The organism is Vibrio sp. 2CM40D, from assembly GCF_023161825.1.
Taxonomy (GTDB): Bacteria; Pseudomonadota; Gammaproteobacteria; order Enterobacterales; family Vibrionaceae; genus Vibrio; species Vibrio alginolyticus.
Genome location: NZ_JALNTL010000012.1, coordinates 16,646 through 39,177 on the forward strand (window position 1 = coordinate 16,646; position 22,532 = coordinate 39,177).

The 22,532-nt window shown below is 44.5% G+C and carries 21 protein-coding genes; all 21 read left to right on the top strand.

Translation table 11 applies throughout. The annotated features are described in order from the left end of the window. The first annotated feature begins 218 nt into the window (after positions 1-218). Positions 219-2,228: an RNase E specificity factor CsrD gene (gene csrD / locus MTF70_RS21025; protein WP_005381201.1), complete on the top strand. Its 2,010-nt coding sequence runs from the start codon at positions 219-221 to the stop codon at positions 2,226-2,228. Positions 2,229-2,239: 11 nt separating this feature from the next. Continuing rightward, positions 2,240-3,685, top strand: a complete 1,446-nt coding sequence (locus MTF70_RS21030; protein ID WP_025767597.1) for a hypothetical protein — start codon at positions 2,240-2,242, stop codon at positions 3,683-3,685. Next, the gene (gene gspM, locus MTF70_RS21035; protein WP_005381197.1) at positions 3,682-4,332 is read left to right on the top strand and encodes a type II secretion system protein GspM; all 651 of its coding nucleotides are present in this window, start codon (positions 3,682-3,684) and stop codon (positions 4,330-4,332) included. The genes MTF70_RS21030 and gspM overlap by 4 nt, the downstream gene beginning before the upstream one ends. Further along, positions 4,325-4,657, top strand: a complete 333-nt coding sequence (locus MTF70_RS21040; RefSeq protein ID WP_005381196.1) for a hypothetical protein — start codon at positions 4,325-4,327, stop codon at positions 4,655-4,657. The genes gspM and MTF70_RS21040 overlap by 8 nt, the downstream gene beginning before the upstream one ends. Positions 4,658-4,684: 27 nt before the next feature. Further along, positions 4,685-6,325, top strand: a complete 1,641-nt coding sequence (gene mshL / locus MTF70_RS21045; RefSeq protein ID WP_205461588.1) for a pilus (MSHA type) biogenesis protein MshL — start codon at positions 4,685-4,687, stop codon at positions 6,323-6,325. 44 nt (positions 6,326-6,369) lie between these two features. Next, complete coding sequence (locus MTF70_RS21050; protein ID WP_205461587.1) at positions 6,370-7,215, top strand: AAA family ATPase; 846 nt, start codon at positions 6,370-6,372, stop codon at positions 7,213-7,215. Next, positions 7,212-8,306, top strand: coding sequence for a tetratricopeptide repeat protein (locus MTF70_RS21055; protein WP_213916141.1), 1,095 nt, complete (start codon positions 7,212-7,214; stop codon positions 8,304-8,306). The genes MTF70_RS21050 and MTF70_RS21055 overlap by 4 nt, the downstream gene beginning before the upstream one ends. After that, positions 8,303-10,027, top strand: a complete 1,725-nt coding sequence (locus tag MTF70_RS21060; RefSeq protein ID WP_005381188.1) for a GspE/PulE family protein — start codon at positions 8,303-8,305, stop codon at positions 10,025-10,027. The genes MTF70_RS21055 and MTF70_RS21060 overlap by 4 nt, the downstream gene beginning before the upstream one ends. A gap of 8 nt (positions 10,028-10,035) precedes the next feature. Beyond that, positions 10,036-11,259 carry a type II secretion system F family protein gene (locus MTF70_RS21065; RefSeq protein WP_136977037.1) on the top strand — a complete coding sequence of 408 codons (1,224 nt, stop codon included), beginning with the start codon at positions 10,036-10,038 and terminating at the stop codon, positions 11,257-11,259. Between the two features lie 3 nt (positions 11,260-11,262). Continuing rightward, positions 11,263-11,724: an MSHA biogenesis protein MshF gene (locus MTF70_RS21070; RefSeq protein ID WP_205461585.1), complete on the top strand. Its 462-nt coding sequence runs from the start codon at positions 11,263-11,265 to the stop codon at positions 11,722-11,724. Positions 11,725-12,015: 291 nt separating this feature from the next. Beyond that, positions 12,016-12,468 carry a type II secretion system protein gene (locus MTF70_RS21075; RefSeq protein WP_205461584.1) on the top strand — a complete coding sequence of 151 codons (453 nt, stop codon included), beginning with the start codon at positions 12,016-12,018 and terminating at the stop codon, positions 12,466-12,468. Positions 12,469-12,538: 70 nt separating this feature from the next. Further along, on the top strand, positions 12,539-12,772 hold the full coding sequence (locus tag MTF70_RS21080) for an MSHA biogenesis protein MshA (protein ID WP_205461583.1): 234 nt from the start codon (positions 12,539-12,541) through the stop codon (positions 12,770-12,772). 115 nt (positions 12,773-12,887) lie between these two features. Then, positions 12,888-13,367 (top strand): MSHA biogenesis protein MshC, encoded by a 480-nt coding sequence (locus MTF70_RS21085; RefSeq protein ID WP_205461582.1) that lies wholly within the window; start codon positions 12,888-12,890, stop codon positions 13,365-13,367. Next, a complete protein-coding gene (locus MTF70_RS21090; protein ID WP_025767603.1) occupies positions 13,364-13,945 on the top strand; it encodes a type II secretion system protein in 582 nt (193 codons plus the stop codon). Before MTF70_RS21085 ends, MTF70_RS21090 begins: the two co-directional genes overlap by 4 nt. Beyond that, positions 13,945-14,658, top strand: a complete 714-nt coding sequence (locus tag MTF70_RS21095) for a prepilin-type N-terminal cleavage/methylation domain-containing protein (RefSeq protein ID WP_205461581.1) — start codon at positions 13,945-13,947, stop codon at positions 14,656-14,658. The genes MTF70_RS21090 and MTF70_RS21095 overlap by 1 nt, the downstream gene beginning before the upstream one ends. After that, a complete protein-coding gene (locus MTF70_RS21100; RefSeq protein ID WP_025767605.1) occupies positions 14,648-15,082 on the top strand; it encodes a hypothetical protein in 435 nt (144 codons plus the stop codon). The genes MTF70_RS21095 and MTF70_RS21100 overlap by 11 nt, the downstream gene beginning before the upstream one ends. A gap of 4 nt (positions 15,083-15,086) precedes the next feature. Next, entirely contained in the window at positions 15,087-19,229 is a 4,143-nt protein-coding gene (locus tag MTF70_RS21105; protein WP_205461580.1) for a DUF6701 domain-containing protein, read from the top strand. 151 nt (positions 19,230-19,380) lie between these two features. After that, the gene (locus tag MTF70_RS21110; protein ID WP_005381144.1) at positions 19,381-20,424 is read left to right on the top strand and encodes a rod shape-determining protein; all 1,044 of its coding nucleotides are present in this window, start codon (positions 19,381-19,383) and stop codon (positions 20,422-20,424) included. A gap of 150 nt (positions 20,425-20,574) precedes the next feature. Further along, positions 20,575-21,471 carry a rod shape-determining protein MreC gene (mreC, locus tag MTF70_RS21115; protein ID WP_005381142.1) on the top strand — a complete coding sequence of 299 codons (897 nt, stop codon included), beginning with the start codon at positions 20,575-20,577 and terminating at the stop codon, positions 21,469-21,471. Continuing rightward, a complete protein-coding gene (gene mreD / locus MTF70_RS21120) occupies positions 21,461-21,949 on the top strand; it encodes a rod shape-determining protein MreD (RefSeq protein WP_005381141.1) in 489 nt (162 codons plus the stop codon). Before mreC ends, mreD begins: the two co-directional genes overlap by 11 nt. A 4-nt stretch (positions 21,950-21,953) precedes the next feature. Beyond that, positions 21,954-22,523 carry a Maf family protein gene (locus tag MTF70_RS21125; protein ID WP_017821310.1) on the top strand — a complete coding sequence of 190 codons (570 nt, stop codon included), beginning with the start codon at positions 21,954-21,956 and terminating at the stop codon, positions 22,521-22,523. Positions 22,524-22,532: the final 9 nt, after the last annotated feature.

Sequence of the window (22,532 nt, forward strand, 5' to 3'; positions counted from 1 at the left end):
AGGCCGCGAATATCGCGGCCTTTTTTATTGTCGCAATCTAATGATCTCACAGGCTTATCTTGGCAAGGTTAGGCGTAACAATAAAACTTATCAATGAGTGTGATTTTCTTTATGCTCCAGCCTCTCACTATCAGACTAATCCGATTGTTTGATGAACTCTTATCAAGTATAAATATTTCAATAAGGTATATGATGAATAAAAAAGGAATTTGGTATTCATGAGGTATACCCCAACTCTTAAGTTAAGCACACGGCTGGTGGCCTTTGTCACCATGATCGTTATCTGCGCCATGTTTATCTTGTTTGTCGGTGGCACCCTCTCTTTTAAACGTCTTGGGCAGGAATATCTCACCCATTATTTAGAAGGGATCGTAGAGGTGGTCGACAAGGAGATGGAAGATCCTGACGCTGCTTATTCTATGCAGCGCTGGATGCCGAAGATGCTGCAGGCTTCCAATATTGTCGAAATGACGTTGTCGACCAACAACGCCGTTGTTTATCGCTTCAAAGATACTTCTCATCAAATGGAAGCGTCAGTCTTGTTTGAGGCTGAGTACCAGTTGACTCACAATCAAGATTACACGATTCACTTTAAAGCAATTCCCCCTTACTTAGGTTACAGCTACTCAATGCAGGCGCTTTGGTCGATCACGCTTGCCGTTATATTGATCATCTTCTGCTTAATGCGCGGCGTAGCATGGCTTAAGGAACAATTAGAAGGCTCCGAAATGCTCGAAGAGCGAGGCAGAATGATCCTGGCTGGTAGGGTGGAGCAGTATGCCAAAGGTGACAAAAAAGAATGGCCTTACACCGCCAGTGAAGCGCTCGATGTATTAATCGAAGAGTTACAAGATGCGCGTCAAGAGCGAAGCCGATTTGATACCTTTATTCGAACTCAAACCTTCCTTGATAAGCTAACCGGTACCGCTAACCGAGTGTTATTTGATAGCAAGTTGGAATCGGCGTTACTAGAAAGTGGGGCTCGCGGCGCCGTGTTGCTAGTGCGTATTCAAGACTGGAAACTGGTTGAAGAAGAGCAAGATAAGCAAATTACGGATGAGTTTATTGTTGAAGTTGGGAGTTTATTGTCCAATTTAGTTCAACGATACCCAGATGTTGTATTTTCCCGTTATTACGATGCTGATTTTGCGCTTTTTCTACCGCACCAAAGTGCGAAAGATGTGGCTAACCTTGCCTCGCAATGCATTCGCCAGTTAGAAAAGTTAATGCCGCCAGAGCCACTTGATCCAGACAACTGGTGCCATATTGGCATCACCACTTATAAAGAAGGTGAGCGACACAGCCAAATCATTGATGAAGCCGAGACTGCTTTGCGTAGTGCGCAACTACAAAATAACAATAATTGGAGTCGCTTCAAAAAATGGAACCACGATGAAGAAGCTCGCGGAAGTGTGAGATGGAGAACGTTATTTGACACAGCACTTACACCAGAAAGTGTGATACTCTACGCACAATCTGTGCATCCAATAAGTGACGCGACGCATAAAAAATCATTATATGAAGAGTTAACATGTCGGATTCGCGATCCTGAGAATGGGATTGTTAAAGCGTCTCGGTTCATTTCTGCGATCAGACAGGTTGGTTATGAAGCGCAAATGGATAAGTCAGTTATTAATAAATTCTTAAGAGAGTTTAAGGATAATTTTGATAACTCAAGATCGTATGCGCTCAATTTGAATGTAACGCCATTTTCTAACCGAGAGTACTTTAAATGGTTTCGTGATGAACTCTTACAGTTGTCACGTGAGCAGAGAAAGTGTCTCAGTTTTGAGTTTGTTGAAGCACAATTTGTAAGACACTTAGACTTTATGCGACCAGTCGCTAAAATGCTGGCCGGTTTAGGGTGCCACTTAATGGTTGGGCAGGCTGGGCGTACCATCGTCAGCACTCACTATTTAAAAGAAGTGGACATTCGTTACCTTAAACTTCATCGCAGTTTAGTAGCAAAAATCGACCAACGACATGAAAACCAGCTATTTGTCCGCAGTATGCTAGGTGCGGCGGCAAACAGTAAAACTAAAATTATAGCAGTGGGAATTGAGAATCAGAACGAGCTCAACACATTAATTGAGCTCGGGGTTTATGGTGGGCAAGGGCGTTACTTTTCTGCGGAGCAGCAGTTTCTTCCTCGTCCCCAAGCGTTGCCGAATTCTCAATCAGAATCCCAAGTTAAATTGGGAAGACGAAATCGCTGGCGGAAAAAATAAAGATAATAATCATGGATTTCAAAGCACTATTCGACAAGCTTAAGCGATCATCTAGTGGTGATCGCTCCTGCTTTTTGGTTATTCAGCCAGACGCCGTTTATTTATCATCTTCAATCAAAAGTAGTCGTCCATACCAATTTGATATTTCTGAGTCCAATTGGGAAAAAGCCGTTGAGCAAGCATTGAGCGTTGCAGCGAGTGCGTATGATTCATTAACGGTTGTTCTTTCTCATAACTATTACCAGATGTACCAAATCGACAAACCGGTCATGCCGCGTCAAGAATGGCCAGCCGCATTACCGTTTTTGTTGAAAGAACTGATCTCTGAGCGTGCCATCGACATTATTGCCGATGCGGTCGAGTTACCGAATTCAACCAAAGTGCAAGCATACGTCTTATCGCGAAAAATATTGGATAAGATTGTGTTACTGGCCAGTCGAGCCCAGTTACCATTAGAAGCCATTCTTCCTGAAGACGATATTTGGGGAGAGACTGCGGGTGAACTAGGAAACTTCCTATTATTACAACGCAGTGTGCGTGGTCATTTCCGTATAAGCGCTTTTGTCGAAAATACTATTGCGTTCCACCGCTCTATTCGCAGTGTGACGCCACCGTTAACGGGGGTTCCGTCTAGCGATTTACAGATGGACAGTCTGTCGTTAGAACTGCAACGTTCGATTGACTATCTTTCATCTCAGTTACGCCACGTGCAATTACATCAATTGAAAGTGTGCTGTGATGAAGAGGATGAGAGCGAGCTTGTTCAGGCTCTGAACTACCGTTTAAGTACTAAGGTTTCACCGTTATTACCACCAGAACATGAGCTATCAGGACATGTTTTGGCTGACACTGCGGCTACTTCAAATACTCGACGCGTCAACTTATATCCCGATTACTTAAAGCCGAAAAAAGAGCTCCTGACGCTAAAAAATATCGCGTTATCTTGGGGCGTTGCGGCGGCTGCAATTCTATTTTCTTACGGTTATGTCACTTGGCAGAGCAGCGGTTTGGAAGATGAGATTGCTATTGTAAAAAGTAAAGGCGATATCATGAAGTCAGAGCTTGAACGTTATCAAGTCAAGCTACGTAAACATCAACCTGACAATAATAAGCTGGCAGCTAAAGCCCGCTTAGAGCGTGAAGTCAAGGCGAAGCGAGACTCGCTTAAAGCTGTCGGGAAATACGATGACTCGCAACGCACGGGTTACTCTGGCGTGATGCAATCATTAGCGAAGCTAGGAAACCAAGAAATTTCTTTGTCCGAAATTCGAATCAATACCCATACCTTAGACCTGAAGGGACTAGCGAAAAAACCGAGCTCAGTGCCAAATTGGGTCAGCCAATTTAAAAATGAAATTAGCTTGGTTGGCCGAACGTTTGACGACGTCAAAATAGGTCGAAATGATAAGGATATTGTGACGTTTGAACTAAAAACGCGCGAGGATAAAGAGAAATGAACGAATTCTGGCTCTCATTAGAAGGGCGCTTTGGCGAAATGAGTACGCGTGAAAAAGTGCTCACTGCATTGTGCGGTTTAGTTGTCGTGATCATGTTGCTCTTTACGCTGGTATTGGAACCAAAGCTTAACGAGATCATCAGTAATGAGAGGCAACTAAGTAATTTAAAGCAAGCAAATCAAAAGATTGAAATCGATACGCTACGTATTCAGGCGCAACTTAAGAAAGATCCAAATGCTGAGATTGATCGCGCGATATCTAATCTGTTAGCTGAGAGTCAGCATCTTTCGATGCAATTAGCGGAGATCATCGAGCATCTTATTACACCTTCGCAAATGGCTGAGCTGCTTGAAAATGTGTTGGAGCAGCAAAGTGGCATTCACCTTTTATCTCTGCAAACCTTGCCATCTGAGCCAATAACGGAAGATAAAGAAGCATCGCAATACTCTGGTTACTACGTGCATCCTGTTCGTATGGAACTGACTGGTGACTATTTTTCTATTGCTAATTATCTGAATAAATTGGAGAGCCTTCCTGCGAGTTATTACTGGCGCAGCTTTAGTTATAAAGTCGAAGAGTACCCGAAAGCGAAGCTTGTGTTAGAAGTCTACACACTAGGATCTAGAGAGGAGTTTATTGGTGGTTAACAAACTCATCATCTCATTGCTTGTTATGGCAGCGGCAGGAACCGCTTGGGCAAACCAAGACCCAACGGCCCCACTTGGTTGGGAAAAACCAGCGGTTGAAACGTCAGCGAAACCAAAAGTTAAACGGTATCGACTGCCTAAGCTCAACAGTATTGTGTGTAAGCCAAGTACTGATTGTATCGCGATTATGGATAACAAACTTGTCGAAAAAGGCGAGCTATTTAAGGGTTATCGCGTCGCGAGCATTAATAGTGAATTTGTAACTTTAAAGCGTGGTAACCGTCAGTGGGACCTAGAGCTTTTTGATTTAAACGTAAAACAATAAACAATAATAACCAGAGCCCGATCAGATATGCGCAAATTAGTTGTAGGAATAGCGATTGCTTCTTTAATGGGATGTTCAATGGGTCATCGGAATCCAGTGGAAGTTAAAGAAGCGCTCAATGAATCGATCAATCAAGCGAACAGCCGCACATTGGAAGAAATCCCTTCTTCTGTTGAGGCAGACTTGATGCCAAATTTAGACTCGAACGTTGCATCAGAGCAAGGCACCTCGAAGCGTTTTCGTATTCAAGCGAATGCGGTCGATGCAAGAAGTTTTTTCGCCTCATTAGTGAAAGGCACAGAGTACAGTGTGGCGATTCACCCATCGGTACAAGGTAATATCACCGTCAACTTGTCAGATGTGACATTGGATGAAGTTCTGAATGTCGTACAGAATATGTATGGCTATGACGTGGTGAAGTCTGGCAAAGTTATTCAAATCTACCCAGCAGGTATGCGTACGGTGACCATTCCAGTCGATTACCTGCAGTTCAAGCGTTCTGGTCGCTCATTAACCAGCATTGTTACGGGCTCTGTAACCTCGGCTGGTACGTCTAATTCTGGTAGTAGCTCAGACAGTTCTGACTCGTCAGACTCTAACAATGGAAACAACAACGATAGCTCGACCACATCTACGGGCGGTACACGCATCGAAACCATCACTGAAAGTGACTTCTGGCCGATGCTGCAGCAAGCCGTTGCGAATCTAATTGGTTCAGGCAAAGGGCAAAGTGTGGTTGTAACGCCACAAGCGGGAGTTATTACGGTTCGAGCATTTCCAGATGATATTCGCGAAGTACGCGAGTTCTTAGGTGTATCGCAGGAGCGCATGCAGCGCCAGGTCATTCTTGAAGCTAAAATCCTAGAAGTGACGTTGAATGATGGCTACCAACAAGGCATCAACTGGTCAAACTTATCGGCGTCAATTGGTAACTCGGGTAGTATCGTAGTCAACCGCCCTGCGTCGACATTACCACCATTGGATGCGATTGGCACGCTATTGGGCGGTCAAACTAACGTGACTATTTCGGATGGTAACTTCAATGCTGTATTGAGCTTCATGTCTACGCAAGGTGACTTGAACGTCCTTTCGAGCCCTCGTATTACCGCTGCCAACAACCAAAAATCTGTCATCAAAGTGGGTACCGATGAGTACTTTGTTACCGAGCTATCGAGCAATGCAGGCAACGGTGAAAACTCAAATGCAGTTCCTGAAGTGGAACTGACGCCATTCTTCTCGGGTATTTCCCTCGATGTGACTCCGCAAATTGATAACAAAGGCAATGTGTTCCTGCATGTTCACCCCGCAGTTATTGAAGTCACGGAAGAAGTGAAGCAATTGAACTTGGGCGGAGATTTCCAAAACATCCAACTGCCATTAGCGAAAAGCTCTATTCGTGAATCAGACTCGGTTATTCGTGCTAAAGATGGCGATGTTGTGGTTATCGGCGGGTTGATGAAACAGCAAAATCGTGAGCTTGTTTCTAAAGTCCCATTTTTGGGCGATGTACCAGCACTGGGGCATTTGTTCCGCAACGTGAATAACGTAACTGAGAAAACAGAATTGGTCATCTTGCTAAAACCGACCGTAGTTGGCGTGAACTCTTGGCAGAAAGAGCTAGAGCGCTCTCGTGATCTGCTGCAAGAGTGGTTCCCAGATGCGCAATAAGCGCTGGGAAAGGTTCTGTTTTTCAATAGGTTTGTGATTCGAGTATGTACTTGTCACACTTTGGGTTCCGAGTTCCGCCTTTTTCGTTAACCCCAAATACAGAAATGTTCTTGGGGTTAGTCCCTCACTATGAGGCGATCCAAACCATCCTAGCTGCCGTGCAAATGGGAGAAGGGGTGATTAAGGTGACGGGAGAAGTCGGCACTGGAAAAACCATGGTATGCCGTAAGCTGATCGAGCAGATTGAATCTGAAGTTGAGCTTATTTACTTACCCAATCCAGTGTTGAATGGGGAACAGTTGCAGTTTGCTGTCGCCAGAGAGTTGGGTATCGAGAACGATGATCCGCTGCGTATCGTTTCCCTCATTCAAGAGCACTTGATTCAAGTACATGCCTTGGGAAAGAAAACCGTCTTGATCGTTGATGAAGCGCAAGCTCTTTCCCCACAAGCTTTAGAAACATTACGTCTATTTGGCAACTTAGAAACGGAACAAGATAAGCTCATTCAATTGGTGTTATTCGGACAACCTGAGTTGGATGAAAGATTGGCTAACCATGAGCTAAGGCAATTTCGTCAACGCATTACGTTTAGTTGCCAGTTACGTCCTCTCTCTATCGATGAAGGCGTGGCTTACATCAATAATCGTTTAGATAAAGCAGGCAATGGGGCGCACATTTTTTCTATTGAACAGAAAAAAGCGATTTGGCGTTCATCCATGGGGATTCCGCGCTTGATAAACCAAATTAGTCACAAGTCGTTGCTTGCTGCATTTAATGATCGTTGCACACTATTGAAAAATCATCACGTTTACGCCGCTATGCACGATACGTTTGATGCCCGTAAACCTAAGTTTAAAACACCCGTATTTTGGGGATGGAGTCAACCTTGAGTGCCATCAATAAAGCATTATCAGAACTTGCTGAAAAAACATCGCCGTCAGAGCTTACTCGTGCGGAGATTCCAAGTGTCTCACGCAGTAAACCTTGGCTTTGGCTTGTCGCCGGTTTTTCGTTAAGCCTTGCGGTTGGTAGCTGGGCGGTCTCTCGCGGTCCTGTCCCTTCAGGCGAGCTATCACAATTTCAAACCGACGCTATGCCATTGTCGTCTGTGAATGTCTCACCAATTGTTTCATCGGAGCGCACTCACTCGCCAACGAGTAAAATGACGCCCGATACAACTCAAGTGGTTTACACTAAACCAGCCACACAGCAGGTAGCGCAACAGCCTCACATACAAGAGACTGATAGGTTCACGCCAAGATCTGAGATAAATATCGCCTCTGAAGATGCAGTTTTACTCGCACAGTTAGCAACGATGCCGAGCGAGGAGCAATACGATCACGTAACCCACACGACATCAGAAAACAGCTCAATGCGTATTGAGCAGGTTGAGCTTACTCACCGCCAATTATCTCTTAAAGCGGTTAGCCGAGCGGAAAAGGCACTCGATGCTAACGATATGCAAACGGCGTTATCGGCTTATGCCGAGGCGTTGCGTTATGAGCCAATGAATGCAGACACGCGTCAAAAGTTATCAGCGTTGTACTTTGGTAAAGGTGACACGCGTAAAGCATATGAGATTATTCAAGAAGGCATCAACCTAGATACGAACAACCAAGTACTTCGCTTGGCCTTGTCTAAGTTGTTAGTGAAAGCTAATCAACCTGAAGCGGCGCTGAGCCCGCTTGTTCATTTGCCTCCAGTACCAAGTCGAGATTACTTGGCGATGCGTGCGGCATTGGCACAAAAACACAAGCAAAATGACATTGCGCTTGAGAGCTATCAACTCCTCACTCAGCGTGAACCGGAAAACGCGCGCTGGTGGTTAGGTTTGGCTATTCAACAAGAGCGCGCCCTGGCTTTTACTACCGCGATCAATTCTTACAACCAAGCTCTGGGTAAAGTTGGCATTTCGAATCAATCGCAAGCATTTATCCGTGACCGTTTGAGCATCTTGAAAGAGTTGGAGAGCGCACAATGAAAATTCAGTTGAGAAAACGCTTGGGCGATCTTCTGGTTGAGGAAGGTATCGTCTCTGAAGAACAAATCCAGCAAGCACTAAACGCACAACGCAGTACCGGGCAGAAGCTAGGGGATGCGTTAATTGACCTTGGCTTTATTACCGAAAAGCAAATGTTGGACTTCTTGTCTCAGCAGCTTGGTTTGCCACTGATCGATCTTGGTCGTGCACCTGTGGATGCCGAAGCCGTGCAGATTCTACCTGAGGTACACGCACGTCGCTTACGTGCGATGGTCGTTGCTCGAAATGGGGACACACTGCGCGTTGCTATGAGCGACCCAGCGGATTTGTTCATCCAAGAATCATTGATGAACTTGTTGGGCCAATACAACCTTGAGTTCATTGTGGCTTCAGAGCGTCAGCTCATTTCAAGCTTTGACCGCTATTACCGCCGTACTAAAGAGATCGCCTCCTTTGCTGAGCAGCTGCATGAAGAGCATAAAGATGTACAAAGCTTTGATTACGGTATTGATGAAGCCGATAGTGAAGAGGTTACCGTTGTAAAGCTGGTTAATTCCATGTTTGAAGATGCGGTACAGGTTGGAGCTTCGGATATTCATATTGAGCCAGACGATCAAGTATTGCGTTTGCGCCAGCGTATTGATGGCGTATTGCATGAAACGCTCTTAAATGAAGTGAACATTGCATCGGCTTTGGTTCTTCGACTGAAGTTGATGGCACACCTAGATATTTCTGAAAAGCGCTTGCCACAAGATGGCCGATTCAATATCAAAGTTCGTGGCCAATCAATTGATATTCGTATGTCGACGTTACCAACGCAGTACGGAGAATCTGTGGTAATGCGTCTGCTTAACCAGTCCGCTGGTTTGCGTCCGTTAGAAGAGTCGGGCTTGCCGCCAGACTTGCTTGCTCGCTTACGTCGACAGTTGGCGCGTCCGCACGGCATGATTTTGGTTACCGGGCCGACAGGTTCAGGTAAAACCACCACGCTTTACGGCGCATTGAGTGAGCTCAACGAACCTGGGAAAAAGATCATTACAGCAGAGGACCCGGTTGAATATCGTCTGCCTCGCATCACTCAGGTACAGGTTAACAGTAAGATCGATCTAACTTTCTCGCGTGTTCTTAGAACCTTTTTACGTCAAGACCCAGACATAATTCTTGTTGGTGAGATGCGTGATCAAGAGACGGTAGAAATTGGTCTGCGAGCTGCACTAACGGGGCATTTAGTATTGAGCACTCTCCACACCAACGATGCTGTCGACAGTGCGTTACGCATGATCGATATGGGGGCGCCGGGTTACTTGGTTGCTAGTGCGGTCAGAGCCGTGGTGGCGCAGCGTCTTGTGCGCCGAGTTTGCCCAGATTGTAAAACAGAAGACCACTTAGATGAGTCTCGCCAGCAGTGGTTAGCTGGGCGTTTCCCAAATCAAGTTAGCACCATTTTTTATAAAGGCGCAGGTTGCCAAAACTGTAACTTGACTGGTTATCGAGGCCGAATCGGTGTGTTTGAAATGCTCGAACTTGAGCAAGAGATGATGGATAAATTGCGCGCTAATGATGCGGTTGGCTTTGCGCAAGCCGCGCGCCGCTCAGAAAACTATAAGCCACTGCTTGCTTCTGCAATGGAACTGGCGCTACAAGGCACCGTCAGTTTGGACGAAGTGATGACCCTAGGTGAGGGTGATGCTTCTGGTAAGACTGATCCCATTTTCATATAGGTAAGTGAATGCCAACTTTTCGTTATCAAGGCCGCACGCTAGACGGCTCACCCACTAACGGCAAAATCGAAGCAGTGAACTCAGAAGCTGCGGCGGAAGCATTGATGAACAAAGGGGTCATCCCGCTCAATGTACGGTTAGAGAAAGAGTCGGCAAAAAGCCAAGTGAGCTTGTCTAAGCTGTTTGTGCCTGCTATTCCGTTGGAAGTAATTATTCTTTTCTCTCGTCAGTTGTTTAGTTTGACTAAAGCTGGCGTACCTTTGCTGCGCTCTATGCGTGGCTTGTTGCAAAATTGCGAAAACAAACAGCTCAAAGAGGCGCTAGAAGATGTCGTTTCTGAACTGAGTAATGGCCGAGGTTTGTCTTCTGCGATGCAGCAACACAGTAAAGTATTCAGCCCACTGTTCGTTTCTATGATCAACGTCGGTGAGAATACGGGTCGGCTTGACCAAGCGCTATTGCAACTGGCGAATTACTACGAACAGGAACTTGAGACTCGCAAACGCATTAAAGCGGCGATGCGTTATCCAACGTTTGTCATTATCTTTATCACCATCGCCATGTTTGTATTGAATATCTTGGTGATCCCTGAGTTTGCATCGATGTTCACGCGCTTTGGGGTTGAGCTACCATTGCCGACGCGTATTTTGATCGCGACTTCTAATTTCTTTGTTAATTATTGGGTGTTGCTGGTTGTAGCAATGATTGGCGCGTTTACGGTGTTCAGAGCGTGGGTGGCGACGGCTGATGGTCGGGAGAAGTTCGATAAGTTTCGGCTTCGGCTGCCAATTGTAGGCGATATCGTTAATCGTGCGCAGCTTTCTCGTTTTGCTAGAACCTTCTCGTTGATGCTGAAATCAGGCGTTCCACTTAACCAGTCTTTAGCTTTAGCCGGGGAAGCCCTGGGGAACCGCTTTTTAGAAAATCGAATTCTTGAGATGAAATCCGCGATTGAAGCGGGTAGCACCATCTCAGTGACTGCTATCAACAGTAAAATCTTTACCCCTTTGGTGATTCAGATGATTGCAGTAGGGGAAGAAACCGGTCGTATTGATGAGCTGCTGCTAGAAGTGTCGGATTTTTACGATCGAGAAGTCGATTACGATCTAAAAACACTAACCGCAAGAATAGAACCGCTACTTTTGGTGATTGTCGCCGGCATGGTCATGGTGCTAGCACTGGGTATCTTCCTGCCAATGTGGGGAATGCTAGACATCATCAAAGGCGGCTAATAGGTGGTTGAAAATCAAAGTCGGGCGACGCTAATCGTTTTTGGGGTAATTGCTACCATCATTGCTGTTGGCTTGGCGGTCAAATTACGTCCTGTTACCGAGCAGGCGCAAGTGACCGGAGCGAAGTTGGCGAGAGTTTGGATGCAAGATAGTGTTCAGCGTTATCGTCAAGCTTGGTTAGTACAAGGCGAGCCAAAACATATGCTGATGGATGGTTTTAACCTTACCATGACTGAGGGCGGGCTAGTGTCTCCCTTTACTCAACAAGGTGTTTTAGATTGTGGTTATTGGCTAGCGGTGCATTACCCCCAACGTAAAATAATGACCAACAAGTTAATAGATATCAGTGGAGCCATCAAAACTGATCGTTATGTCTGTCAATACACTTATGAAAATGGTCGGTCGATTGTAGTTATCTCAACTGCTAATCAACTGAAAATAGACGTCGAAATGTCGGCAGAGTGAATTTTTTGACACCTAATCACTATAATTGGTAATGAAAGTCGGTATAATGCAATCATTACCATAAGTAACAGGCTGTAATAGTGGGTAAACAATAATGTGTTTTTCTCATTGCAGCATGAACTGAATAATGGCGAATCGTCATTCTGCTCAAGCGGTAGATACAGTATCCACTTCACGGTCAGTTTTAGTGAACGTTGCTGCCCCAAACCGTTTTGACAATATCCAAAATGGTCGCGTGACCTAAACAAAACTTTGCAGTTGTACTGCATGCTTACATAGAGAGAGTAAACAATGAAAAGACAAGGTGGTTTCACCCTTATCGAATTGGTAGTGGTAATTGTAATCCTAGGTATTCTAGCGGTAACTGCAGCACCACGTTTCCTTAACCTACAAGATGATGCTCGTAACTCTGCGCTTGAAGGTCTAAAAGGCGCGATGGCTGGGGCTGCTGGCATTACTTACGGTAAAGCTGCAATTGATGGTAAAGAAGCTCTATCTTCTGCTGCTCTTACAATTAAGTCGACTGACGATCTAGCAATCGCATACGGCTACCCTAAAGCAACTTCTTCAGCTCTATCTCTAGTTGTAGAAGGCTTGGCTGATGATTGGAAAGTGATTAGTGGTGGTACAGGCTCATCAATCACATACGGTTACGAAGGCTACACCAAGTGTTACGTAACTTACACCCAAGCAGATGCTGACGATGCAGCTAAAGCTGAAGTTGTTGGCTCATGTAAAAACTGATAGTTCGACAACAAAGGCCAGCTAGTCTGGCCTTTATCTCTTTATTTTGATTAATTTCGGAATAGTTCATATGCGTAAATCATCAGGTCTTAGTGCAATTGAGTTTGTGGTTGTACTGATTATCTTAGGTGTGATCGGTTATGTGGTATTACCAAGATTTATCAGCTTTGAACCAGAAACTTACGAAGCGAAGTGGGAGCAAACCAAGCAGACCGCTGAGCACGTTTCTGAGACGCTAAGCAACAAAGAAACTTACGATCGAATTGAAGAAGAGATTAGTCGTTCAAAAAGGCAAAATAACTAGATATTGGTTATTTGTTCGTCTGTTCACACTTCGAATCGAAAAATTATAAACCTATCATTAATCTCATAATTTCATCGTATACTTATCTCGCTTGTTCTAAGCCTAAGGTTGGGGTATGAAAATTCGCAGCTCTGCATTAGGGGTCACGTTAATGGAGTTAATCCTAGTGATTGTTCTCCTCTCCATCCTTTCACTTTTTGCAGCCAGCCGTTTTATGGGCTCTGGCAGTTTTTCTGCATATGCATTACAAGAACGTGTGATTTCTGTGATTCGCCAAGTGCAGGTGAATCGTATGCAGTCGAATGTTGAGAAAACTGATGATAACTTTCGTTTGCAAGTTTCTAGCTCATGTGTTGGTTCAGTTGCTGCCTGCGCATTAATAGGTAGTGCACAAGATGCCCGTAGTGACGTGGTTATCGATAAGTCCGCAAAGTTTTCCGTTATCAGCGGTGCCGCAAATACAATTAATTTTAACCTTCTCGGCAATCCTGTAAGTGGTGCTGTAAACATCTTAATTGAAGATAAACATGGTCGAAGCCGCTGCCAAGTTGAAATTAATACTCAAGGCTATGTTTCTAAAGGTACATGCTCATGAAGAAATCTAGTGGCATGACGTTAATAGAAATGATCATCGCGATTGTTTTAATGGGCATTGCGATGGTGGCGTTTACTTCTTTTCTTGTCCCTCAAATTCGAGATTCCGCCATCCCTCATTATCAAACCCGCGCTGCCGCATTAGGCCAAGGTTTTATGTCTCAGATATTGGCGCGAGGCTTCGATGAAAACAGCGACTTTGATGGTGGCACCGTTCGGTGTGGTGAGAATGGAGTGAGCTGCACTGACGTAAATAAATTAGGTGCGGATAAAAAACTAGACGGTTCCTTGGAAACAACGCCTAGTGATTTCAATGATGTCGATGACTATATCGGGTGTTGGAGCACATCTACAACGGCTTCTCAGTGTGATGGTATCCCTAGAGGGAATATTAGTGATGTACTTGGTGCGGACAGTACTGAGCAGTACAAAAACTTTAGATTAGAAATTAGCGTTGCCTATGATGATCTGACGGATAAAGCTCCCGATGAAATAACCGAATACAAAAAAGTAACATTAAGGATTTTTGCGGGGAACACGCAGCCCCTTACTTTAACAGCTATTAAGGGGAACTACTGATGAAAGATCGTGGTTTCACCTTAATGGAAATGATAGTTACGATTGTGGTCGGCAGCTTCATCATGTTGGGGATAGCTGGGTATGTCCAGTTAGGAATGAAAGGTTACGCTGATACTATCGATCGCCAACGAATACAAACGCAGGCTCAGTTTGTTTTAGAAAAGATGACGCGTGAAATCCGCCATGCTGTACCTAATAGTTTCCATATACCAAAGGATGCTTCCCATTGCTTAGAATTTGTTCCGATTGAGTATTCTGGTTTTTACACTTTTAAGAATAATGATTTAGAGTTTTTGCTAGGTAATGACTCAACGCTTAATCCTATTCCTACGAATCGCAGGATGGTGATAAATCCGAGCCGATATGAAGATTTACAATCAACTTCTTCGCGAAATATAGCCATTGGTGGTTTAGCTAAAACAGGTAAGGTTTTTGTTGTTAGTGGGGGGGCAAGTACGATTACGGGATCCTCTGTTTCTAGCCGTCTTTATATTTATCAAGAGAAGTCGGAGGTTCGCTACTGTTTTGATACCAAGCGAGTTACGCGAAATGGTATTACAGTTGCGGATAGTGTCGATACGTCCGTAAGTGGTATGCGTTATCTAGAGTCTACTCTGCAACGAGGTGGTTTAGTTCATATTAATCTAGAGTTTGAGCAGGATGGTGAACGTAGTGTGTATCAACAAGATGTGCAGGTGCTCAATGTCCCGTAAAAGAAACTCCAGCGGAAATGTACTAATCATCGTGTTATTCGTCATTATTGTAATGGGATATTTGGCTTCCTCTTTAATGAAAGTTACATGGTCGAATCAAAGCGGATTAACAAGAGAGTTTTTGGGAACAAAAGCTTGGTTTGTTGCTCAGTCCGCCAATGAGTGGGCACTGACCAAGATGTATCCGTTAGATACAAGTACAACAGATATCGAGACCGTATGCAGTGGGGAGGTTAGCGGTGCCGTTCCGCCGGTAGCTGTGGGAAGTGGGTGCAAGGTTAATGCGATGGCATGTACAAATATAGGTACTTTCAATGAGGGTACCCCTGACGCTGAATCTCTTTTTAAGGTGCAGGCCACGGCAACGTGTGGTTCTGGGGTTATACAGGTACAGCGTCAGCAAGAAGTTTGGGTTAGGGATTAGGATAATGAAAAGAATAATAATTACTGCTTTATTCGTCAGTTTGTTTTCTTCTGAAAGTTTTTCTGCTGTTCCAAATGATATGACTCCATATTGGTCGATTAGTCAGGGGAAAATGAAAGCCAGAGGGAGCTTCTGTGGTGGGTATTATTATGATTTTGGCAACTATATTTGTCCCAATGGTCTTACAATGAATGTAGGCCAGTCAGTCAACGCTTACCGTGATATCAACATTCATGTTTATGGTGGTGTTGAACTTAAAGGAAAAAATACTTTAGGAAGCAGTGAACATTCGATCAATATCCTATCCAAGAACAGCGATTTCAAAGGTAAAAATGACATTGAAATTTTTGGGCGTGTGGAGTCTTTCGGTGCAGTTGAACTCAAGAACGATATTAAGGTTCACGGTTTAATCTACGTATCCCACGGAAAGGTGCTTCTTGAAGATGCAGAAGTACAAGGCAATGTTACCAGTTACTCTGATGGTATTGAGATAAAAGGTAAAAGGAATGTCATTAATGGCAGTGTTGAGGGGGCTAAAGACGTAACTCTCTCGAAAGTAACAGTGAATGGCAATGTTACGAGTACGGGTGGACAAATTAAAACGGAGAGCAATGGTAACAGGATTCATGGTGATGTTATAGCGCATGGTGATATAACGTTGAAGAAGACGGTTGTCGAGGGGAAAGTTACAAGTCAAGGCGGTGAAGTAAAGACAGAATCAAATGAAAATGAAATTCAAGGTGATGTTTGGGCACGAAGCAAAGTTACTTTAAAACAAACGAAAGTTACTGGGGATGTAACTAGTGGAGGTCACGAGGTGATCCTAGAGAGCCATAACCAAGTACACGGAAATATTCTCGCTCTACATAAAGTCGATATTAAAAACTCATTGGTTTGTGGCCGGGTAGAATCAACAGGTAGCGAAGTATCGTTGACTAACTCTAAACTCGATCAAAATCGAGGTGTTTATACTCTTAGTGAAGCGATTCAGTCCCACGGGAAAGCCACAGTAAAAAGCTCGACCGTCTGTGGTTCTGTTAACTCAAAATCACATTCTTACGAGTACAATGATAGTGACATTTATTGTGGTGTAGATGATCCCAACTGTCAGCCCCCCCAGACCGGAGAGTGCCCAATAGAGGCTGTAGCCTCACTTTGTCCTGAATTAGTTCCTGTTATTCCTCCAACACAGCAATGTTCACTATTACCAGAAGAAAACTTCAATTCAGGTTCATTGTCAAACTGGTCGGTGATGGGCTTTGGTACCAGTGACGAGCCCCATATCTCTGATGGACGTTTCATCTTAAACTCAAATAAACCAGAGCAGGCAACAGCCTCTGCATATAACTATATTTTTCCGTCAGATCAGAACTATTTAGAGATTGAGTTTGATCACAATGCATATGGTGGGAATGGTGCTGACGGTGTTGCGCTGGTGATTTCTGATGCGAGTGTCCCTCCTCAAACCGGGGCATTTGGTGGTCCGCTTGGTTACGGGATGAAGCTTCTAAAGAATCACTACCCTGAAGTCTCCAAAGATGTAGAAGGCTTTGCTGGTGGTTGGCTAGGTATTGGTATTGATGAGTTTGGTAACTACATTCGTGAAGGGAGCGAGAAAATCGTTTCAAATAGTGTTGCTGATAATGTTGGGGTGCGTGGACAGGGCGTCCAAGATGCGAATGGTAAGTGGTTGAAAGGTTATCCGTATATCACTGGCAAAAAATACAGCAGCTCGTTGGATAATCGAAAAGGTAAAGAGAAACTGCATCGTTATAAAGTAGTTTTAAATTCGCGTAACACCGATACGATAACGCTGGCTGTATTTCGAAAAGTCGGAAAAAATGGCGGATGGGATCCTGTTATCGAAGAGTTTAACGTTTTGAAAAAAGGTGGTTTTAACTATATTCCAGATAACTTCCGTCTGTCGGTAACGGCATCCACAGGTATGCTTACCAATACGCATGATATTGATAACTTCCGAGTCTGTGCGGACAAGTACTCGCGATTAACAGATGGTATTCATCATTTCGAGTTTGACTACTCAGGCTCAGGCAGTACGTGTCAGGCTTCTGATGTGACACTTAGAGCTTGTATGAATGAAAGTTGTTCTGAGCAATATCCTAGAGATGCATACGATGATGGCAGCTTAACGCCTCTCTCTGTCACTTTACTTCCATCTACTGGCAATAATGTTGCCAACTGGGTTGGTGGTACAAATGTACAGTTTGAGAATGAAACTCAGCTTGAGCTGCAAGGTTCAAGAGCTGGCGATATTACTTTGGGTATCGATCAAAGTTCCGTACCACAGTTTGGCTTTGAAGGGGCACGATGTCGAATTAATGGCGGGCCACTATCTGCTAACAACTGTAATGTAACCTTCGCTTCAAATGTGCTTGCGGTGAATGTTAATGATGTAGTTGCTAGTCGCGAAACTACGGGGGAGGACTACCTATCGTTTTGTTCAACTCGAACTGAAGACGGCGGTGAATCTCGCGGTGTTAATATGTCGATTGATTATGAAGTGGCACCGATCGATAGCTCTCAACCTGTCGTGATTTCTTACAAGAAAAAAGTGAAAGATCAGGCTGTGGAATGGAGTTCAAATGTCGAGCTAACCAGAGCTAATAAATACCTGCCTAATGTTTATTTTGATGATGAAGGCAAGGCATTCTTTAAGTTGAGATACTCTGAAGCTGGAAAGGTCAAACTTAAAGCCAGTGTTGAAGGGGTTGATGACTCGGATGGATTCGGCAGCTTCGTTAGTTTTCCTTCAAAACTGAAAGTTACTGCAAAGAGTGGTGATAAGAGCGGAGAGTGCACCAACAGTGAAAATGGCTGTTCTTCGGGGTTTGTTGCTGCTGGTGAAGTTTTTGAGTTAACCATCTCGGCATTGCAAGATGATGATACGGTTGCTGAGAACTATCAAGAGAAGACTATTACGGTTAGTAATAAAGTGAAGTACCCGTCTAATGGTTCATTAGCCAAACTTCTAAATGAGAAGCTACCAGAATCAAGTAAATGGTCTCGTGGCAGTGTGACGTTTGATCAATCGGTTTCAGAAGTCGGTGTTTTCGAGCTTATTGCTGAGGCACCAGTTGCTAAAGATGAAAATGGCGATGATATTGGCACATCTCTATATCTTGGTAGTAATGCATTTAAAATAGCCGATGGTAAGTCAACCATTGGGCGCTTCTATCCGGATTACTTTAAAGTCACCGGGACAGAGTGGACCTACCCTGATAATCAGAATCAATCTGTATATATGGGACAGAATTTTGAATCGGTTAAGTTTGAAGTCACAGCATATAACGCTAACGGTTACGCAACTCAAAATTATGGTGGTTTTGCCAATTCTTTAAAAGCAGATTTGTATTTGGCTGGTGGTTACTCAGATAGACTTAGCATTTTGGATTCCGATTTGACTAGTGATAACTGGTCGGGAGCTGTGTGGAGCAAAACTTGGGATAACTCAGTTTATTGGCGTAAAGATTTATCTTTGCCGAGTCCCGATGGTCCATTTAATTCAAAACTACCGGCAGACAAGGATAGTTCCATCGAAACGTCTATTTCGCTTTCACTTAATAATAATGGAACTAAAGTATCTGGCTATGTTGATCCTACGATGTTCTTAAAAGAAGGGCAAAATAGCACTGAAGATAGAATGGTTTCGCAACAGCTACTATCGCAACCTGATGTCAGGTTTGGTCGCATAGCTCTGGATGATGTGGGAGTGAATCAGGGTAAATCTGTTAATATCCCCCTTAGAGTGGAGTATTGGAGAGATACCCGATTCGTTTTAAACAGTAAGGATAACGGGACAACAGTGTCCCCAACTCTAAAAAGCCAGGAGCCAGTTTGGCCTGATGATGGCTCCGACTGCGACATTTTACTTGAAGGCGTCAGAACGACGGTTAACGATGGTGCCATGCGTGAACTTATTGCTAAGCAAGAGCGCGCAGACTGTGGACGTCAACAAGCTGAAGTTTGGCTTAATCTCGATCCTAGTGGTAACAACCTCCCTTGGCTCAAATACGACTGGGACAATGATGGCTCCGAAGAAAACCCATCCTCCGTCGTCACCTTTGGTATTCATCGTGGTAATGACCGTGTGATTTACCGTGGTGAGCCAGGGTTAACCGGACAGTAACAACTTAGGTTTTTGCCCTTAAGTTAGGAAACTGCAAGAAATTGAGGCTTTCTGCTCATGTTTGTGTACCAATACCTTGCTGTGACAGCGAGGCATTGGTACATTTAGAGCAATTTTTGTCTTCTATATTTTTGCAGGATGAGCGAAGAGTATGTTTAAGAAACTTCGTGGCATGTTTTCTAACGATCTATCTATCGATTTAGGTACAGCCAACACTCTAATTTACGTAAAAGGGCAAGGTATTGTCCTTGATGAACCTTCTGTAGTTGCTATTCGTCAAGATCGTGTAGGTTCTGCAAAAAGCGTTGCTGCAGTCGGTCACGCAGCAAAACAGATGCTTGGTCGTACACCTGGCAACATTTCCGCTATTCGCCCAATGAAAGACGGCGTAATTGCTGACTTCTACGTAACCGAAAAAATGCTTCAGCACTTTATCAAGCAAGTGCACGATAACAGCATCCTAAAGCCAAGCCCACGTGTTCTTGTTTGTGTTCCTTGTGGTTCTACCCAAGTTGAGCGTCGCGCAATTCGTGAATCAGCACTTGGTGCTGGTGCGCGTGAAGTTTACCTAATCGACGAGCCAATGGCGGCGGCAATTGGTGCTGGTTTACGCGTATCTGAGCCGACAGGTTCAATGGTGGTCGATATCGGTGGTGGTACAACTGAAGTTGCCGTTATCTCTCTAAACGGTGTGGTTTACTCATCGTCTGTACGTATCGGTGGTGACCGCTTTGATGAAGCTGTGATCAACTACGTACGTCGTAACTACGGCAGCTTGATTGGTGAAGCAACGGCTGAAAAGATCAAACACGAAATCGGTTCTGCTTACCCTGGCGATGAAGTTCAAGAGATTGAAGTTCGCGGTCGTAACCTTGCAGAGGGTGTGCCACGCAGCTTTAGCTTGAACTCAAACGAGATCCTAGAAGCGCTTCAAGAGCCGCTATCTGGCATCGTCTCAGCAGTCATGGTTGCACTAGAGCAGTGTCCACCAGAGCTTGCTTCAGACATTTCTGAAAACGGTATGGTACTAACCGGTGGTGGTGCACTACTTAAAGACCTAGACCGTCTACTAATGGAAGAAACTGGTATTCCTGTTGTTATCGCGGAAGATCCACTAACGTGTGTTGCGCGTGGTGGCGGTAAAGCTCTAGAAATGATCGACATGCACGGTGGCGATCTGTTCTCTGAAGAATAAAGGTTTAGGTGAAGCTCATGTCGGGCTTCACCTTCATTTCTGCTCTCTCTGTAATTCAAACATGCTCCATACCTAAAAGTATTTAGTTAAGTATTTTTAGGTTGCCAAGTAAGGCTCAATAATCATGGAAGCAATCAGGTCAAAAACAAGATGAAACCGATTTTCGGCAGAGGTCCGTCTCTGCAATTACGTCTGTTTTTTGCTGTCATCGTGTCGGCGAGCTTAATGCTGGCCGATAGTCGTCTAGATACGTTTTCCAACGTTCGATACCTACTAAACAGTATGGTTGCACCGATTCAGTACGCAGCGAATTTGCCTCGTAGTATGTTCGATGGCGTATTTGAACGTTTTAATTCTCATCAGGCATTAGTTGAAGGCAATCGCAGCTTAAAGCGAGAAGTGTTACGCCTGAAAAGCGAGCTTATCTTGCTCGACCAATATAAAGAAGAAAACCAACGCCTACGTAAGTTGTTAGGATCTTCATTTGTCCGTGATGAAAAGAAAGTCGTGACAGAAGTAATGGCGGTTGATACTTCACCTTATCGTCATCAAGTGGTGATCGATAAAGGCCGTATTGATGGTGTTTACGTTGGTCAGCCTGTTATCAACGAGAAAGGCATCGTTGGTCAGGTTACGTTTGTCGCAGCGCACAACGCACGTGTTCTGCTGCTAACGGACGCGAAAAATGCAATTCCTGTCCAGGTGATCCGCAATGATATCCGAGTGATCGCATCGGGCAATGGTGAAATGGATGAAATCCAACTGGAGCACATTCCAACCAGCACAGATATTCAGGTTGGTGATTTATTGGTGACATCCGGTTTAGGTGGTATTTACCCTGAGGGATACCCAGTCGCGACGGTTACCAATGTGGATCACGATACGCGTCAAGAGTTCGCTTCAATCAAGGCTGAGCCGGTTGTGGAGTTTGATCGCTTACGCTACCTACTGCTGATTTGGCCGAATGAAGACCGTCAACACAAAGTACTGCGGTCCAATGTAGATGAAGGGTTAGAGCAAGAACAAGAGGTAACCGATGGCCAATAATGTATTGAGTAGCCGAATGGTGATTGGCGTCAGTTTCTTCGTTGCGCTGGTACTGCAAACCATTCCATGGCCAGGTGTGTTAGATGTGTTACGCCCTTCATGGTTGTTCCTTGTTACGTGTTATTGGGTGTTGGCACTACCGCACCGAGTGAACGTCGGAACTGCGCTAGTGTTGGGCTTATTATGGGACATTTTGATCGGCTCAACGCTTGGAATTCGTGGCATGATGATGTCGATCGTTATCTACCTCGTGGCGCTGAATTTCCTGTTGATTCGCAACATGGCTTTGTGGCAACAGTCGATTTTAATTGCCTTTTTTACTGCGTTATTGGAAGTTCTGATATTCTGTGGGGAATATTTGAACCAAGACGTAGTATTTAATCCATTATCTCTGTGGACGGCGGCAATAAACTGTATACTTTGGCCATGGATGTTTTTATTAATGCGACGAGTTCGTCGTGCATGGCACGTAAGGTAAAGCGGTGAAGAAAAGCTTATCTCTCGTTCTCGCATCGGGTTCTCCGAGAAGAAAAGAGCTGCTTGCTCAACTGGGTTATGATTTTGAGATCGTATTGCCTGATGTTGAGGAAGCCAAACAGGCTCATGAGCAAGCACGAGATTACGTGTTGCGTCTTTCTTTGGAAAAAGCTCAGGCAGGCTTAGCGTTGGCTAAGCCTGATTCCGTTGTATTGGGCTCTGATACGGTCGTAGTATGCGATGACCGTGTGCTAGAAAAACCAAAAAGTTTTGAAGATTCAAAGCGTATGCTTACTGACTTATCGGGTCGTCGTCATCAAGTGATGACTGCGGTGAGCGTTGTATCATCGGAACAACAACATTCAGTGGTCGTTACCACTGACGTGTGGTTCAAACCACTGACTCACGAAGAAATCGAACAATATTGGCAGTCAGGAGAGCCATGCGATAAAGCTGGAAGTTATGGTATTCAGGGACTCGGAGGGCGATTTGTCACCCGAATCGAAGGCAGTTATCACGCTGTAGTAGGCTTACCTTTGTTCGAAACCGATCAGCTAATTCAAGAATTTTTATAATTGTTTTGA

Bases quoted from the DNA above. Each gene is read 5' to 3' on its own strand.
- MTF70_RS21085 (WP_205461582.1), top strand. From the start codon at position 12,888: ATGAAAATTCGCAGCTCTGCATTAGGGGTCACGTTAATGGAGTTAATC.
- csrD (WP_005381201.1), top strand. From the start codon at position 219: ATGAGGTATACCCCAACTCTTAAGTTAAGCACACGGCTGGTGGCCTTT.
- MTF70_RS21060 (WP_005381188.1), top strand. From the start codon at position 8,303: ATGAAAATTCAGTTGAGAAAACGCTTGGGCGATCTTCTGGTTGAGGAA.
- MTF70_RS21090 (WP_025767603.1), top strand. From the start codon at position 13,364: ATGAAGAAATCTAGTGGCATGACGTTAATAGAAATGATCATCGCGATT.
- MTF70_RS21075 (WP_205461584.1), top strand. From the start codon at position 12,016: ATGAAAAGACAAGGTGGTTTCACCCTTATCGAATTGGTAGTGGTAATT.
- MTF70_RS21065 (WP_136977037.1), top strand. From the start codon at position 10,036: ATGCCAACTTTTCGTTATCAAGGCCGCACGCTAGACGGCTCACCCACT.
- MTF70_RS21105 (WP_205461580.1), top strand. From the start codon at position 15,087: ATGAAAAGAATAATAATTACTGCTTTATTCGTCAGTTTGTTTTCTTCT.
- mreC (WP_005381142.1), top strand. From the start codon at position 20,575: ATGAAACCGATTTTCGGCAGAGGTCCGTCTCTGCAATTACGTCTGTTT.
- MTF70_RS21100 (WP_025767605.1), top strand. From the start codon at position 14,648: ATGTCCCGTAAAAGAAACTCCAGCGGAAATGTACTAATCATCGTGTTA.
- MTF70_RS21095 (WP_205461581.1), top strand. From the start codon at position 13,945: ATGAAAGATCGTGGTTTCACCTTAATGGAAATGATAGTTACGATTGTG.
- MTF70_RS21030 (WP_025767597.1), top strand. From the start codon at position 2,240: ATGGATTTCAAAGCACTATTCGACAAGCTTAAGCGATCATCTAGTGGT.
- gspM (WP_005381197.1), top strand. From the start codon at position 3,682: ATGAACGAATTCTGGCTCTCATTAGAAGGGCGCTTTGGCGAAATGAGT.
- MTF70_RS21050 (WP_205461587.1), top strand. From the start codon at position 6,370: ATGTACTTGTCACACTTTGGGTTCCGAGTTCCGCCTTTTTCGTTAACC.
- MTF70_RS21110 (WP_005381144.1), top strand. From the start codon at position 19,381: ATGTTTAAGAAACTTCGTGGCATGTTTTCTAACGATCTATCTATCGAT.
- mreD (WP_005381141.1), top strand. From the start codon at position 21,461: ATGGCCAATAATGTATTGAGTAGCCGAATGGTGATTGGCGTCAGTTTC.
- MTF70_RS21080 (WP_205461583.1), top strand. From the start codon at position 12,539: ATGCGTAAATCATCAGGTCTTAGTGCAATTGAGTTTGTGGTTGTACTG.
- mshL (WP_205461588.1), top strand. From the start codon at position 4,685: ATGCGCAAATTAGTTGTAGGAATAGCGATTGCTTCTTTAATGGGATGT.